The 14,956-nt window shown below is 72.2% G+C and carries 13 protein-coding genes; 6 read left to right on the top strand and 7 right to left on the bottom strand.

What is annotated here, in order from left to right; all coding sequences use genetic code 11:
* Positions 1-21: 21 nt before the first annotated feature.
* Together ACFY3L_RS20425 and ACFY3L_RS20420 are read right to left on the bottom strand one after the other, a co-directional pair.
* On the bottom strand, positions 22-1,551 hold the full coding sequence (locus ACFY3L_RS20425) for an APC family permease (protein ID WP_389325914.1): 1,530 nt from the start codon (positions 1,549-1,551) through the stop codon (positions 22-24).
* 77 nt (positions 1,552-1,628) lie between these two features.
* The gene (locus tag ACFY3L_RS20420) at positions 1,629-2,270 is read right to left on the bottom strand and encodes a GPP34 family phosphoprotein (RefSeq protein ID WP_389326109.1); all 642 of its coding nucleotides are present in this window, start codon (positions 2,268-2,270) and stop codon (positions 1,629-1,631) included.
* A gap of 165 nt (positions 2,271-2,435) precedes the next feature.
* Here ACFY3L_RS20420 and ACFY3L_RS20415 point away from each other — a divergent pair, with 165 nt between their 5' ends.
* The 4 genes from ACFY3L_RS20415 to ACFY3L_RS20400 all read left to right on the top strand — a co-directional run bounded on the left by ACFY3L_RS20415 (position 2,436) and on the right by ACFY3L_RS20400 (position 5,584).
* A complete protein-coding gene (locus ACFY3L_RS20415; RefSeq protein WP_389325911.1) occupies positions 2,436-3,293 on the top strand; it encodes a helix-turn-helix domain-containing protein in 858 nt (285 codons plus the stop codon).
* A 55-nt stretch (positions 3,294-3,348) separates the two neighbouring features.
* Positions 3,349-3,561: a DUF397 domain-containing protein gene (locus ACFY3L_RS20410; RefSeq protein WP_389326106.1), complete on the top strand. Its 213-nt coding sequence runs from the start codon at positions 3,349-3,351 to the stop codon at positions 3,559-3,561.
* 338 nt (positions 3,562-3,899) lie between these two features.
* Positions 3,900-4,403 (top strand): SigE family RNA polymerase sigma factor, encoded by a 504-nt coding sequence (locus ACFY3L_RS20405; protein ID WP_389325908.1) that lies wholly within the window; start codon positions 3,900-3,902, stop codon positions 4,401-4,403.
* Positions 4,400-5,584, top strand: a complete 1,185-nt coding sequence (locus ACFY3L_RS20400) for a hypothetical protein (protein WP_389325905.1) — start codon at positions 4,400-4,402, stop codon at positions 5,582-5,584. The genes ACFY3L_RS20405 and ACFY3L_RS20400 overlap by 4 nt, the downstream gene beginning before the upstream one ends.
* A 268-nt stretch (positions 5,585-5,852) precedes the next feature.
* Here the strand turns inward: ACFY3L_RS20400 and ACFY3L_RS20395 are convergent, their stop codons facing one another.
* Complete coding sequence (locus ACFY3L_RS20395) at positions 5,853-6,854, bottom strand: LacI family DNA-binding transcriptional regulator (RefSeq protein WP_389325902.1); 1,002 nt, start codon at positions 6,852-6,854, stop codon at positions 5,853-5,855.
* 295 nt (positions 6,855-7,149) lie between these two features.
* Here ACFY3L_RS20395 and ligA point away from each other — a divergent pair, with 295 nt between their 5' ends.
* Complete coding sequence (gene ligA, locus ACFY3L_RS20390) at positions 7,150-9,285, top strand: NAD-dependent DNA ligase LigA (RefSeq protein ID WP_389325899.1); 2,136 nt, start codon at positions 7,150-7,152, stop codon at positions 9,283-9,285.
* A gap of 702 nt (positions 9,286-9,987) precedes the next feature.
* Here the strand turns inward: ligA and ACFY3L_RS20385 are convergent.
* Complete coding sequence (locus ACFY3L_RS20385) at positions 9,988-10,662, bottom strand: AAA family ATPase (protein WP_389325897.1); 675 nt, start codon at positions 10,660-10,662, stop codon at positions 9,988-9,990.
* Between the two features lie 496 nt (positions 10,663-11,158).
* Between ACFY3L_RS20385 and ACFY3L_RS20380 the strand changes: the two genes are divergently transcribed.
* Positions 11,159-11,386 (top strand): putative Ig domain-containing protein, encoded by a 228-nt coding sequence (locus ACFY3L_RS20380; RefSeq protein WP_389325894.1) that lies wholly within the window; start codon positions 11,159-11,161, stop codon positions 11,384-11,386.
* Here ACFY3L_RS20380 and ACFY3L_RS20375 read toward each other — a convergent pair.
* Genes ACFY3L_RS20375 through ACFY3L_RS20365 form a run of 3 tightly spaced genes read right to left on the bottom strand, consistent with a single transcriptional unit; the run spans position 11,337 to position 14,948 of the window.
* Positions 11,337-12,527, bottom strand: a complete 1,191-nt coding sequence (locus ACFY3L_RS20375) for a histidine decarboxylase (RefSeq protein WP_389325891.1) — start codon at positions 12,525-12,527, stop codon at positions 11,337-11,339. The two genes, ACFY3L_RS20380 and ACFY3L_RS20375, sit on opposite strands and share 50 nt — an antisense overlap.
* Complete coding sequence (locus tag ACFY3L_RS20370; protein ID WP_389325888.1) at positions 12,524-13,495, bottom strand: hypothetical protein; 972 nt, start codon at positions 13,493-13,495, stop codon at positions 12,524-12,526. Before ACFY3L_RS20370 ends, ACFY3L_RS20375 begins: the two co-directional genes overlap by 4 nt.
* On the bottom strand, positions 13,488-14,948 hold the full coding sequence (locus ACFY3L_RS20365; RefSeq protein WP_389325885.1) for an APC family permease: 1,461 nt from the start codon (positions 14,946-14,948) through the stop codon (positions 13,488-13,490). The genes ACFY3L_RS20370 and ACFY3L_RS20365 overlap by 8 nt, the downstream gene beginning before the upstream one ends.
* Positions 14,949-14,956: the final 8 nt, after the last annotated feature.

Below are 14,956 nucleotides of genomic sequence, written 5' to 3'. Positions count from 1 at the left end.
CCATCTTCTTTCGGTGTCGGTTTATGAGTGGTGGACGACATCCGCGGTACGGGGCAGCGCGTGCGAGACGGGCAGCCCAGCGCTCTCCGGGATGACCCGCTGCTCGGCGCCGCGGCCGATGCCGGCGTAGGCGTCCGGCCGGGCGGCGCGCATGACCAGCGCCCAGATGATGCCGAGGATCGCGAAGCCGCCGTAGGCGGCGGAGAAGACCCAGTTGAACACCGAGTCGTTGTCGACCTGCAGCAGGTCGCCGAGTCCGATGACCGTCGCCGCGAGCACCGCGCTGAGCAACAGGAACGCGAGCAGCGGCGCGAGCTGGGCGCGCCAGAAGTTCTCCCGCCGGCGGTGCCGGAGGAAGAACGCGATGACCGAGGCGGACGCGCCCCACATGAGCATCAGCACGCCGAGGCCGCCGACGACGGTGCCCCAGGCGAACAGGTGGATCAGCGGGTCGACGCCCGTCACCCGGAACACGATCAGCACCCCGAGCGCGAGCAGGCTCTGCGTGATCGAGCCCATCAGCGGGGCGCCGGTGCGCGGATGCGCCACACCCCACAGCCGGGGCAGCACCCGCTCCCGCCCCAGGGCGAACTGGTAGCGGGCGACCGCGGCGTGGAACGCCAGGGCCGCGGCGAAGACGCTGGTCAGGAACAGCACGTACCCGACGTTGATCAGCGCCTCGGGCACGTACGGCCCGACGAGCGCGAAGACCAGGTCGGTCTCCTGGTCCTTGGCCGCCTGCACGATGTTGCCGGAGCCGGTGTTCACCGACATGGCCCATGCCGAGACGCCGCACAGCAGGCCGGGCAGCAGGACCGCCCAGTGGGTGGCGCGGCCGATCGTGCGCTTGGGGTCCTTGGCCTCCTCGGACAGCACGACGGTCGCCTCGAAGCCGACGAAGCCGGCGATCGCGAGCACCAGCATCGCCGCGACCTCGGGGGTCAGCAGCTGCGCCGGGTCGAGCGCCTCGGTGCTCACCTTCCCGCCGGCTGGGTGGGCGACCATGATCGCGTCGTAGATGAGCACGATGGTGATCTCGGCGGTGAGCAGCACGGCGAGGACCTTGCCGCTGAGGTCGACCCAGAGCACGCCGAGCACGGCGATGAGGAACCACCCGACCAGCGAGCAGACGAACCAGCTGGTGTGGATCCCGCTGGCCGCCAGGATGCCCTTCGCCACGACGCCGAGCAGGCCGAACAGGCCGATCTGCATCGCCGCGTAGGCCGGCAGCGCGATGAACGCCGCCGCCACGCCGGTGACCCGGCCGAGCCCGTGGCTGATGTAGGAGTAGAACGCTCCGGAGTTGACGATGTGCCGGCTCATCGCCACGAACCCGACGGTGAACAGCGACAGGATGAGCGCCGCGACGAAGTACACCAGCGGCACGGCGATGTTGCCGACCACGGCGTAGATCGTCGAGATGGCGCCGAGGATCACGGTCAGCGGCGCCGCCCCCGCGACGCCGAAGAACACGATGGACGGCACGCCGAGACGGTTGCTGGCCAGACCGCGGGTCACGATGTCGGGCCCGCTCGGTGCGAAACGCGCCATGTTCGGTCTCCTCACACGGTCGGCCGTGCTGGTGCGCAGCTTCCCGCGGTGATAGTGGTGCCGGCCCACCGCGCGCGTCACCGGCGGCCGACGGCGAGCGCGGAGCCCACCGCCGCCTCGGTGTACTGCACGAGCTGGACCAGGTCGTCCGGCAGGGACGCCATGATCGCGGGCAGCTGCCGCATGCACTCGCGCTGCTCCTGGACGCCGGCGAAGACGTGCCGGGTCAGCCCGGTCGCGACGACCAGCGCGATGAGCGACCGGTCGTGCAGGCCCATGGACCGGCGGTGCGCGAGCGCCTCGGACAGCCGGATCGACTCCCACGCGGCGGTGTTGCGCTGCTCGGCGGTGAGCGGCAGGTACAGCGTCTGCGACGCGCTGAGCAGCTTGCGCCGGGTGACCGGCTCGACCACGCCGGCGCGCAGCAGCCGCTCGCCGACCTGGTCGGTCGCGTCGGCCGCGAGGTACGCCAGCCAGGTGCGGATCTCCCGGTGCTGCGGCTGGGCGATCAGCAGGTCGAGCACGGTGTGGGCCAGGGAGTCGCCTGGTGGCTCCTGGCTGACGACGTACAGGTCGCCGGTCATGGCGCGCAACCGCCCGTACAGCATCAGCTCACCCAGCAGGGCAGCGGCCAATCCGAGTCCGGCGGCACGTGGGTGCAGCCTGGACCGGCCGGTTCGATCGTCATGGGCAATCAGGTAATAGCCGTTGGCAAGCATCGCGACCACGCTCCCTCGAGATCTGCCCCGAGCACGTCAGCGAACGGACCAGCAGCATGTGCTGGCTTCGATGTCCCCGAGCATCATGTACCAGACACGGCGCGTAGTGCAACGAGTACTAGACTCGGGGTATGCGCATCACGCGAATTGCATATGATCAATACCGTGGACATTGACGCCGCAAAGGACGAGGGCCCGACGCTTCGCCGCCGTCGGCTGGCCGCGGAACTGAAGAAAAGTCGCGAAGAAGCCGGATTCACGCAGGAATCCGTGTCCCGGCACTTCGAATGGCACTCGGCCAAGGTCACCAGAATCGAGAACGCACGCGTGCCGGTCACCGCCCGGGACGTCAACGACCTGCTGACCCTCTACGGGGTCCGCGACCCGGACTACCGGGAGGCGCTGCTGGCCCTGGCCCGGCAGAGCAAGCAGCGCACGTGGTGGACCGACTACCGCGACGTCATGCGGCCGGGGAACTTCGTCGGCATGGAGGCGGACGCGTCGATCACCCGCGTGTGGGAGCCCATCGTGCTGCCGGGCCTGCTGCAGTGCGAGGACTACATGCGGGCGCTGATCGGCATCGGCCGCCGCAACGACACCAGGGAGTCGATCGAGCGGCGGGTCGCACTGCGCCGGCTGCGCCAGGAGCGCCTCACCGCGGCCAGTCCGCTGCGGCTCGTGGCCCTCTTCGACGAGTCGGTGATCCACCGGGTCGTCGGCGGCCCGTCGGTGATGCAGGAGCAGTACCGCAAGCTCATCGACGTCGCGGCGCTGCCGAACGTGTCGGTGCGGATCGTGCCGTTCACCGCCGGCGAGCACCCGTTCATGGGCGGCCCGATCACGTTCCTGGAGTTCCCGGACGTCGCCCACTTGGATGTCATCTACCTCGAGGGCCTTGCCGGGGACTACTACGAGGAGCAGCCTGCGGAGGTCAGGCGCTACCGCGACGAGTTCGAACGGCTCGAGACGAAGGCCCTCAGCGAGGCGTCGACGGTGCACCTGATCGAACGCCTGCTCGCCTGAGCCGGCCGCCGCCCCCGCGCGGCCGGCTCAGCTCACGAGAAAGGAGGTGAACGTTTTGCCCGCTCGATTCACCGACGCCGGCTGGCGCAAAAGCAGCCACAGCAACGGCAACGGCGGCAACAACTGTGTGGAAGTCACAGTCGCTGCCTCCGCTGTCGGTGTGCGCGACAGCAAGAATCCGGACGGAGCCGTTTTACGGTTCAGTCCAGCCGCTTGGAAGTCGTTCCTGTCCGACGCCAAGCACGGCATTTTTGATGTGATCAGCTGACGCTTTTCCCGATTCCTCGATCCTGTGCACCAATGATCACGCGTGGGCTGGTGTGCCAATTGCATCAGCCCATGCGTGAAGATACCGGCCGATGCTATTCCCGTCCGGTTCACCGGCGCCACCGTCGGCTTTCGCAGTATCTGTAACGGCACCGTCACCCATCGATCTTCGAGGACGCTTGATCAGTTCGACGCCGCCCCCGGCGGCTCGCCCCGGCCGGGTGCATGTCAGGCCCGGGTCGCGGTGCGCACCCTGAAACTTGTCGCGCCGCGGAGTCAACCATGGGGGCGCCGGGACGCATCAGTGTGGTGGAACGTCCAGGGAAGGGACCCACCACGGTGCGCGCGGACCGCGAACACGACTTCAGCCTGTACGTGCAGGCGCGGATACCGCGCCTGCACCGGGTCGCATTCCAGCTGCTCGGCGACCGCGACAAGGCCGACGACGCGGTCCAGAACGCGCTGACCGTCCTCTACCAGCGCTGGTCCCGGATGCACGACGTGGCGAACCTCGACGCCTACGTGCACACCATGGTCGTGCGGTCCTGCCTCTCCGACCGGCGGCGCTGGTGGGCGAGGGTCCAGCTGCGCGCGACCACCCCGGACATCCCCGTCGCCGCCGACGACCCGCTCGTCGAGCAGCGGATGGTGCTGCGGGCGGCGCTGCGGCGGCTGCCGGAGGGGCAGCGCACGGTCGTCGTCCTGCGCTACCTGTGCGACCTGCCGGTCGCCGAGGTGGCGCGGATCCTCGGCCGCTCCGAGGGCACGGTGAAACGGCAGACCTTCAGCGGCCTGGGCAACCTGCGCCGCATGCTCGACGAGCTCACGAGGAGCGCGGCATGAACGACAACCCGTTCGCGATCCTGGCCGACGAGCCCGTGCCGGACAGCCGGGTCCGGGTCGACGACGTCATCTCCGCCGGACGTGCCCGGGTGCGGCGGCGCCGCGGTGCGGTCACCGGGGTGTGCGCGGCCCTCGTCGTCCTCATCGTCTCCGTCGGTGTCGCGGCCGCGGTACGGGCACCGCACGGCACTCCCTCGGACCCCGCCCCTCCTGCGCCTTCGCCGACCGCCTCTGGCTGCGTGGCCGCCCGGCTGCCCGTCGGGAACGAGGAGATCGGCGCCGCGCACACCGACCCGAGTGGGCGCTACCTGGCGTTCCAGCGCGCTCCCGGGCCGGGCCTGCTCATCGTGTACCGCGACGGCGTGGAGGTCCAGCGGTTCACGACCAGCAAGCGGATGCAGGTCACGGCGATGAGCTCCACCGGCACCGTCATCGGCAAGGACGGCGAGTCGGCCGACGGTGCCGCGTTCCGCACCACCGCTTCGGGGGCGCTCGCCTTCCTGCCGAAGCCGTCCGGTGCCCTGTCGGTCAGCGCGCGCGGCATCAACGCCGCCGGCGACATCGTCGGCGAGGCCACCATGCCGGGCAAGAAGTTCCGTGCCGTCCTGTGGCGGCACGGCGCCCCCGACGTCGCGGTGCTGCTGCCCACCCCGTCCGGCAGGTCCTCGGCCGCCTACGACATCGCCGACGACGGGCGCATCGTCGGCGACTTCGGCCAGGGCGAGCAGCCGGTGCTGTGGAACGCCGACCTCACCACCACGATCCTGCCGACCCCGCCCGGCCAGCCCGGTGGCATCGCGCAGCGCATCGCCGGCGACTGGGCCGTCGGTCCGGTCAACTTCCTGGTGCTGAACGCCTTCGACCCCGCCACCGGCCGCCGTACGGGCACCGGCGCCGTCCCACCGGCCCGCTGGCACCTCTCCGCCGGCACCGTCGAGCCGCTGACCGCCGCGGACGTCTTCGCCGGTGGCAACAGCGTCGCCGCCGACGGGACCGTCGCCGTCAACCGCTTCGACGGCGCCGTCCTCTGGACCGGCACCACGGTGACCCCGGTGCCGGCGCCTCGCGGGTACGACCACGCGCAGATCGAATCCGTCAGCGCCGACGGCAAGGTGCTGGCCGGCGCGGCCACGAAGAGCACCGGCGGCTCCATCGAACCCTTCACCTGGACCTGCCACTGACCCGCCTCGGTGATCGAAGCGGCCGGGCGGCTCGGGGTTTTCACGGCCGCAGGCCGTGTCGCGGCCTTGGCCGGCCGGGGCGCGCAGGCGCTCCGGCCGGCGCCGCGGTGTCGCAACTGCACGCGGAGGGAGAGGGAGGGCCTTCAAGGCCCGACCGGAGCCCGCGGGAGCAACGGGTCCGCGCCACGACGGACCGGGGCCAGCCTCTTGCTCTTCGGCTTTCGGCTCTTCTGCGCCGCTGCTCTTCGGCTTCCGGGGCTGCCGCTCTTCAGCGTTTCGGGGGTGCGGTGCTGCGGCGCAGGACGAGGGTGGGTGCGACGCGGGGGTCGGGCTCGGGGCGGTCGGGGCCTTCCGGGAGGTCGGCCTCGATGGCACGGAGCAGGGCGGCGATGCAGCGGCGGCCGACCTCGTCGAAGTCCTGCCGGATCGTGGTGAGCGGCGGGGACAGGAACTCGGCCTCGGGGATGTCGTCGAAGCCGACGATGCTGACGTCGTCGGGGACGCGGATGCCGTGCTCGTGGAACGCGCGCATCATGCCGAGGGCCATCTGGTCGTTGCCGGCGAAGACGGCGGTGACGTCGTCGCGGCGGGCGAGCTCGAGGCCGGCCTGGTAGCCGGAGCGGGCGGACCAGTCGCCGGTCATGAGCGGCGGGGCGGGCAGGCCGGCGTCCTCGAGCGTGCCGCGCCAGCCCTCGATGCGGCCGTGGGTCTCCAGCCAGTCGCGGGGGCCGGACAGGTGCCAGACCTTGCGGTGGCCGAGGCTCAGCAGGTGCTGCACGGCGAGGCGGGCACCGGTGACCTGGTCGACGGAGATCGCGGGGATCTCGCCGCCGACGACCGCCTCGACGGCCACGGCGGCGACGCCGAGCGGGAGGCTGTGCAGCGCCGCGGCGGCCGCGGTCTGCGGGGCGATGACGACGACGCCGGCGACGGACTGGTCGGCGAGGGCCTCCAGGGCGGACACCATGCCGCTGTGGTCGACCTGCTCCAGCGTGACGATGCTGACGCCATAGCCGGCGGCGCGGGCGGCGCGCTCGATGCCCAGCAGCGTCGAGGCGGGGCCGTAGAGGATCGTGTCGAAGCTGACGACGCCGATCACCCGCGAACGCCGCCCCGCGAGGCCGCGGGCCATCGCGTTGGGACGGTAGTTGAGCTGCCGGACCGCCTCGAGCACCCGCTCACGCGTGGCGGGGCTGACGCTCGGGTGCTGGTTCAGGACCCGGGACACGGTCTGGTGGGACACGCCGGCGAGTCGCGCGACGTCGTTCATGACCGCTGCCCGGCCCTGGCTCGTTGGACGCATCGCCCTCCCCCCATGTTGATGTTAGCGCTGCCACGGTACGCCGTGCCGGGCGGTATACCCCGTGCTGGGGGTCGTCGCGGGGGCGGAAATGGCCGTTCGGATGACCCTGGGGTGCTGCCCGTGTCCTGCCTGCTCGACGCAGGACTCGTTGCCTACGGGGTCGGCCATGGCCGTCAGGTCGCCGCCGGCAGCACCGTTGCTGTCGTGCCCCGTTTTTGTCATACCTCGTCGTTAGGCTGCTGGCATCTGGAGAGGGGATGCCGTGGTGCAGGAAGCTGGTGCAGGGCTGGTCGTCGACGCCGCGCGGGCGGAGCCGTTCGCGAGCGCCGAGGAGTATCAGGCCGCCGTCGGTGAGGTCCGCGAGGCGGCCGCCGCCTACTACAGCGGGCCCGATCTCGCCATGGACGACGCGCTGTATGACGCGCTGCTGGCCCGGGTCGCGGCGACGGAGGCCGCCCATCCGGAGTGGAAGGCCGACGAGTCCCCGACCGAGGTCGTCGGCGCCGGCGGCGGGGTCGTCGGCGACGTCGTGCACAGCACCCCGATGCTCAGCCTCGACAACGTGTTCGACGAGGACACGCTGCGCAAGTGGGCGGCCCGCCTGGAGAAGCTGGTGGGGCGGCCGGTCGGCGGGTTCACCGTCGAGCCGAAGATCGACGGGCTGGCGGTCGCCGCCCGCTATGTCGACGGCCGGCTCGTGCAGGTCGCGACCCGCGGCGACGGCCGCGCCGGCGAGGACGTCACCGGGCAGGCCCGGCGGGCGGCGGGGCTGCCCGAGCGGCTCGCCGCACCGTTGACGCTCGAGGTGCGCGGCGAGGTCTTCATGACCGACGCCGACTTCGAGGTGGCCAATGCGATGCGCACGGGCGCGGGCGAGCTGGCGTTCGCGCACCCGCGCAGCGCCGCCGCCGGCACGCTGCGCGCGCAGGACCGCACCTATGACGCGCCGCTGTCGTTCCTCGCCTATTCCGTGCACCGCGACGAGCCTCCGACCGGCCCGCACTCCGAGGCGATGGCGGAGCTGGAGCGGCAGGGGGTGGCCACGACCGGCGGTTCCGTCGCCGGGACGCCCGTCTGCCAGACCATCGACGAGATCCTCACCGCGGTGCACGCCCTCAGCGCGAGCCGGGGCACGCTCGGGTTCGGCATCGACGGCGCGGTCATCAAGGCCGACCTGCCCGCCGACCGCGACGCCGCCGGCTCGTCCAGCCGGGCGCCGCGGTGGGGCGTGGCGTTCAAGTTCCCCGCCGACACGCGCATGACCCGGCTGCTGGAGATCAAGGTGCAGGTCGGCCGGACCGGCGTGATCACCCCGGTCGCGGTGCTGGAGCCCGTGCAGATCGACGGCGTCACCGTCACGTTCGCCACGCTGCACAACTTCGACGACCTGGTCCGGCGCAACGTGCGCCCGGGCGACGTGGTGTTCGTCCGCCGCGCGGGCGACGTCATCCCCGAGATCACCGGCGCCAAGCTCGACGAGCGTCCGGCGGACTCGGTGCCGTTCGAGCCGCCGGCCAGGTGCCCCCGCTGCGACGGCGAGATCGACCGCACCCAGAAGCGCTGGCGCTGCACCCGCGGCCGGGTCTGCGGCGCCCACGAGTCCCTGGCGTACTACGCCGCCCGCCACTCCTTGGACATCGAAGGCCTCGGCGGCAAGATCATCGACATGGTCGTCGCCGCCGGCCTCGTCACCGACCCCGCCGACCTGTATGACCTCGACGTCCCGGCGGTCGCCGGTCTGGACCGGATGGGCGAGGTGTCCGCGACGAAGCTCGTCGCCGCCATCGAGGCCTCCAAGAGCCAGCCCCTCGCCCGCGTGCTGACGGGCCTCGGCGTGCGGATGACGGGCCGGTCCATGTCCCGCCGCCTGGCCCGCCACTTCGGCACGATGCAGGCCCTGCTGGACGCGTCCGTCGAGGACCTGCAGCAGGTCGAGGGCGTCGGCCCGGAGCGCGCCGTGACGATCGCCGCCGAGCTGGTCGACCTCGCCCCGGTCATCGAGAAGCTCGTCGCCCGCGGCGTCAACATGACCGAGCCCGACCTGCCCGCGCCGCCCGCCGCCTCCACCGACTCCGACGCCGCTTCCCCCACGGCCGGCGCCACCGTCGCCCTGCCGCTGCGCCGCCCCGACGGCACCCCCATGACCGTCGTCGTCACGGGCTCGGTCCCCGGCCTCACCCGCGACGAGGGCAACGAAGCCGTGGAGCGCCTCGGCGGCAAGTCCTCCGGCTCCGTCTCGAAGCGCACCGACCTGGTCGTCGTCGGCGACGGCGCCGGTTCCAAGGCCGACAAGGCCGAGCAGCTCGGCATCCGGATCCTGCCGGCCGACCAGTTCGCCGCACTGCTCGCAGCGTTCTCCGCCGGCGACGAGTCCACCATCGCCACCATCCTGTCCTGACCCGCCCCCACCCGGCCGGCCGCCGTCGCCCACCGGGTCCCAGACGGCCGCGTGGGGTTTCCCGGCGCACGTTGGACGCTGAGCGTGCTGCCTGCCAGAGGCGCTCGGTCGCCTGACTCGCCGAGTCGCCTGACGCCCGGGGACGGCGCTCGTCACGGGACACCGCTCGTCACGGGCGCTGTCCGTCGGGGGCGCCGTCCGTCGGGGGCGCCATCCGTCGGGGGCGCCGTCCGTCGGGGGCGCATTCCGGTCGGTCACACCTTCGGTGGCACGCACACGGAGATACGACCTGGGTCATGTCAGCCGCAGTGACGCACGAAAACTCAAGGTCCGCGCCTGGCGTCCCGGCCGCCCAGGTGCCCGGAGCCTCGCATGCCCGGGGCCGGCGTGCCGAAGGCCGTGACGCGACCGACGGCCGTCGTAACCGGACTGCATCGGCGGCCGGCCAGGACCGTGTCCGGCGTGATCGGGCTGGCATGTCCGAGGGCCGGTGCCACCCGGCCGGGATCGCTTCGGCTTGACCGGGGGCTGGCATGTCCGTGACTTCGTCGAACGGCACCCGGGTACGACCCGGCCTCCGAGCGGTTCCGAAGCCATTGTCGGCACGGCAGATCACCGGCTGGAACTGCCGGCACCCCCGCCCAACCGCGGTCCTCGGCAACTGCCCCGAACTCCAGACCGCCGCCGACCCGCGCAGTGCGGTCAGCGTGTTCGGGTTTCCCAGGCCGGCTGCTGGGGCTCGTCGTTGTGCACGATGATGTCGGCGTGTTCGGTCGGGCGGACCGTGGTGAAGTAGAGCTGTTGGGCCGGGATGTAGCGCTCGCGCCAGCGGCGTTCGACGTCGGCCCGGGACGACACCCGGCGCTCTCGGATCACGGCACGGTCCACGGTCTTCTCGAGTGCGGTCGACACGAAGACGCGCAGGTCCCATCGGTCGATCAGTTCCGGGCGCATGAGGAAGACGCCGTCGAAGAGCAGCACGGCGTCGGCGGGGGCGGTCGTGACCGGCGGGGACAGCGCGGTGTCCGCCGTGTGGTCGTAGACCGCCTGTTGGAAGCGCCGGTCTCCGCCCGGGCCGAGCGGGTCGAGCAGGACCCGGGTCAGCGCGTCGTTGTCGTGAGTGTCGAAGTAGCAGCCTTCGGCCGAGTACTCGCCGCGCGGATAGCGCTGGGCCCGGGGGAAGAGGAAATCGTCGATCGTCGCGCGGATGACGGCGCGGCCCTGTGTGCGCAGGACGGCGGCCAGTTCGTCGGCGAGGGTGGTCTTGCCCGCGGCGGGCGGCCCGTCGACGGCGACCCGCGTCGGGTGGGCCGCGGTGACGGACCCGACCGCCTCAGCCAGGTGGGCCAGCACCTCGTCGCGGGTCCCTTGGTCCATGTCCTGCCCCCGTCCTCACGAAGGTCGCCGTGTCGGGCCGACCTTATGCCCACACCCGCCGCTCTCTCGAGTGAGCGAGATTCTGGAGGTGTCGCCGTCGATCGACCACATGATCGAGGGGCATGCCTTGATGGACTGGGCCCCGTGACATGGCCCGATCCGGATCTTTCGCACCGAGAGCGGTGCGCGGGCGGCCGAGCTGGGCGGCATGAGCTGGGATCTCATGACCGGCGCGGCGGCTGCCGTGCTGCGGAGGCGGTGGTCCCTGCGGGATGCACCCGCCGCCACGCCGACCATCAGACCCCCGTTAGGCCCAACCTAGCGTCCCGGTCGGGATTCATTCATCGGACTTGTTGGATTCCGGACAGCTGTCTCGACACCGAGGCGCTGCCGGTATAAGAGGGAGTTACCCGAAAAACGCGACGCCGCCGACCGGGGTCGTGGGCGTGCCGTACACCGCGACGCTGACCGCGACTGGCGGCACCGGACCCTGCACGTGAGCGGTGACCGGGGGACGCTGCCGGCCGGGCTGACGCTGAACGGAACCACTGGCGCGATCACCGGCACCGCACCGCCACCAGCTGCGTGCTCGGCGGCGCTGCCCGTCACCGGCGTCGACACCACGACCCTGACCGCGCTCGGCCTGCTCCTGATCACGGCGGGCGTCACGCTCGTCAACCCGGTCGGCAGGCCTTCGGGTCCGGCGGGGGGACGGCGCCCCTGAGGTCCTGGGCGAGATCCGCGACGAACCGGTCGACCAGTTCGCAGGTCTTGCCCGGCATGCAGACCACGTGGGCGTTGCCGTGGTCGTCGGTGGCGAGCGGCCAGCGGTCCAGCAGGGACTGCGGCGGGCGGGGGAAGACGACGGTGAAGGCGTGCTCCTGGGCGCGCCACGCCGGCCAGCCGATCCCGCGCAGCCGCCGCTCGGTGTAGCCGGCGAGGTCTCTGGAGGCGGCGGCCCGCCCGCGCAGCCCCGGCAGGCCCCAGTGGCGCAGGAGGTACCAGAGCCACAACGGCGCATGGCCGGACCTGGAGCCGGTGATGGTGCTGTCCGGGGCGGCGGTGTAGGTGATCCTGCCCCGGTCGGTGTGGCGGTCGGCGAGGGCGACGACGATCCCGCAGGGGAAGGGCGTGGCGAGGAACTTGTGACCGCTGACGGCGAAGGAGTGCACGCCGTCGGCGAAGGTGAAGCCGGGCCGGGTCAGCGGGTCGCAGAGCGCCAGCGGGATGCCGGCGAGGGCCGCGTCGGCGTGGATCCAGCGCCGCTCAGGGTCGACGTCCGCGAGGGCGAGGGCCTTGTCGATCAGGGCGGCGTCGTCGACGGCCTCGGTCATGGTGGTGCCGACGGTGGCCACGACGATGACGCCGGTGCCGCGGCCGCGGTGCTCGGTGACGGCGGCGCGCAGGTCGTCGTAGCGGATCTCGCCGCGGTCGTCGGCGGGGACGAGGTGCAGCCGCATGCCGAGCAGCTCGGCGTTCTTGGCGATGCTGTAGTGCGCGGCGGTGGAGGCGAATACGGCCGCGCCCGGCAGGTGCCGGCGGGCCTGCCACAGGGCCCAGAGGTTGCTCTCGGTGCTGCCGGTCGTCACGTACCCGTGGCGATTGTCCGGCGGTGCGTCGACGAGGTCGGCGACGAACTGGACGACCTCGCGCTCGACGACCTTCGTGTGCAGCCGGTACGAGCCGCCGGCGGCGTACGGGTGCCCGACGTTGTTCAGCAGGACTCGCTCGAAGCGCGCCACGGCGGTCATGTCGGGCAGGTCGGTGGCGCCGGGGAAGCCGAGGTCGTATTCGGCGTGCCGGGTCAGGTCGGCGTACAGCTGGTCGAGGCGGCCACCGACGGCCGGGTCCGGGAGGGCGCTCATCGCGGCTGCGACCCGGCGTCGACGATCCGGCCGAGCTCGCTCATCCAGCGCCACACGTGGTACGCGGGGTCGTGCGGCTCGATCTCGGCGAGCTCCGGGTTCCAGCGCCACTGCATGCTCGGCACCCCGTAGCGCGTGTTGGCGTCGTCGACGGAGCTCTCGACGGTGAGGCCGTTGAACTGCTTGCGCCCGCCACGGTCCAGCAGCAGCCGGGTGCCGTCGATGAGGCGGGCGTAGCACCGGCCGGGCAGGTCGAACTCGTTGGTTGCCTGCCGCTGGGCGTCGGCCCAGGTGCCGAACGGTGTGTCGAGGGTGCACACGCCGATGCCGGTGAACACCGCGTCGGCCGACATCGAGTCGCACTTGTTGGCCATCCGCGTCCGCGGGTCGAAGCCGGGGTCGGCCTGGTAGCCCTCGTGCGCGTGCCGGGCCAGGCCGTACAGCAGCATCGGCAGGTCGTCGGCCTCGTCGTCGGCGAGGAAGATGCGGGTCGCGGTGCGCAACTGCTGCGGCGCCGGCACGCCGCGCTCGAGGTAGAACAGGGCGATGCCGTGGGGGCTGAGCGGGTCGCGGCGGCGGCGTTCCCACACGTGGCGGGTGTGCAGGACGGAGAAGCGCCGCAGCCGGGAGACGACCTCGCTCCGGAACGCGGCGGTGACGCCGGCCTCGGCGTTGCCGTCGCCCCTGCCGCGCGGCACCTCGGGCGGCACCGCGCGCAGGTGACGGCCGTCGGACTCGGCGCCGTCGTGGGCGGACCGGCGGTGCGCCGACGGCCATGGGACCCGGCCGTCGGCCCGGTCCGCGCCGGCGGTGAACGCGGAACCCCGCGCGGGCAAGGAGTTGGACGCGAACGGAAGCCCGTGCGAAGACGAGGAGTTGGACGCGAGCGGAAACCCGTGCGAAGACGAGGAGTTGGACGCGAACGGGAATCCGGGCGCGGACGAGGAGTTGGACGCGGGCTCAGACATCGAGGTCCTTGAGCCGGAGGTCCAGTACCCGCAGCGGGTCCGGTCTGCCGCGCCCGACGTCGGCGAGCACCGGCGCCCGGCGGGACCGCAGCATGAGCGCCCAGACCGCCCCGATGAGCACGGTGATGAGCACGGCGGCGGGGATGACGGCCTGCAGGATCGAGTCGCCGGCGATCCCCAGCAGCGAGGAGAGGTTCGTGAGGGTGACGAGCAGGATGCCTGCGCCCGCGATCACGCCCAGGCTGGGCAGCACGGTGCTGACGAGGAGTCCTTCGCTGGAGCCGCCGCCGCGCCGGTAGTACCGGATGCTCCCGGCCGAGATGAGCACCAGCATCAGCAGGATCCCGATGGCGCCGGCCGCGGACAGCCAAGTGAAGAGCACGGTGACCGGGTCGGCGCCGAGGACGACGAACAGTCCGACGACCACGAGCGCGCTCGCGCTCTGCAGGATCGAGCCGCCGGTCGGGGCGCCCTCGGCCTGCCCGGCGGCGCCGGTGCGGGCCAGCCACACCGGCAGGACGCCCTCGCGGGCCATCCCGAAGGCGTAGCGGGCGAGGACGTTGTGGAAGGACAGCATCGCCACGAAGACCGACGTGATGAGCAGCATCGTGGCAAGGAGGCTGAGGCCGCTGCCGTACCACTCGTCGAGGACGTTGAAGGGCAGGCCCGCGTCCGGGTCGGCGGCGACGGCGGCGATCCGGTCGGCGCCGACGTTCGCGGCGAGCGCCCAGGCCGACAGCCCGTAGAGCAGCGGCATGAAGATGAGGGCGCCGACGGTGGCGCGGGTGATGCTGCGGCTGGTGCGGACCTCCTCGCTGTAGGCGGGCGCCGTGTCGAAGCCGATGAACGCCGCGATGCCGAGCGCGAGGGCGCCACCGATGCCGGGTGTCCACAGGCCGGCGAAGCTGATCGGGCCGGTGCTGACGGACCCGCCGGCGGGGTGGGCGAACGCGGCCAGGTCGAACAGGGCGATGACGACCAGCTCGACGCAGAGCACGGACCCGACGACGAGCGCGGACAGCGACACGTGCAGCAGCCCGCAGACGGCGACGGCGAGCCAGAGCACTGCCGCCCAGACGACCCAGTCGCCGCCGAGCAGCCCGGTGAGGGTGGCGCCGGCCAGGCCGTACAGGCTCAGCTGGATGCACGAGTAGAACACCAGCGCGAGGGCTCCGCCGATGATGCCCGCGGTCGGCCCGAAGCCGTGCGCGAGCAGGGCGTACGCGGGGGCGGCGTGCGGCACGTTGCGGGCCATCGACACGTACCCGACGGCGAGCAGCGCGAGCGCGATGCCGAGCAGCGGGAAGGTGAGCGGGGTGGCGACCATCCCCGTCGAGGCGAAGGTGGCGACGATACCGCCGGCGAGGACCGCCATCGGCGAGCTGGCGCCGATCTGGAAGAGCCAGACGCCGCCGCCGGACATCTGCCGGCGGGTGAGCCCGTGCCCGGTCATCGGCCACC

The organism is Dactylosporangium sp. NPDC000521, from assembly GCF_042898305.1.
Taxonomy (GTDB): domain Bacteria; phylum Actinomycetota; class Actinomycetes; order Mycobacteriales; family Micromonosporaceae; genus Dactylosporangium.
Note: the sequence above shows the minus strand (reverse complement) of the source record. Positions and strands in the feature narration are given on the sequence as shown.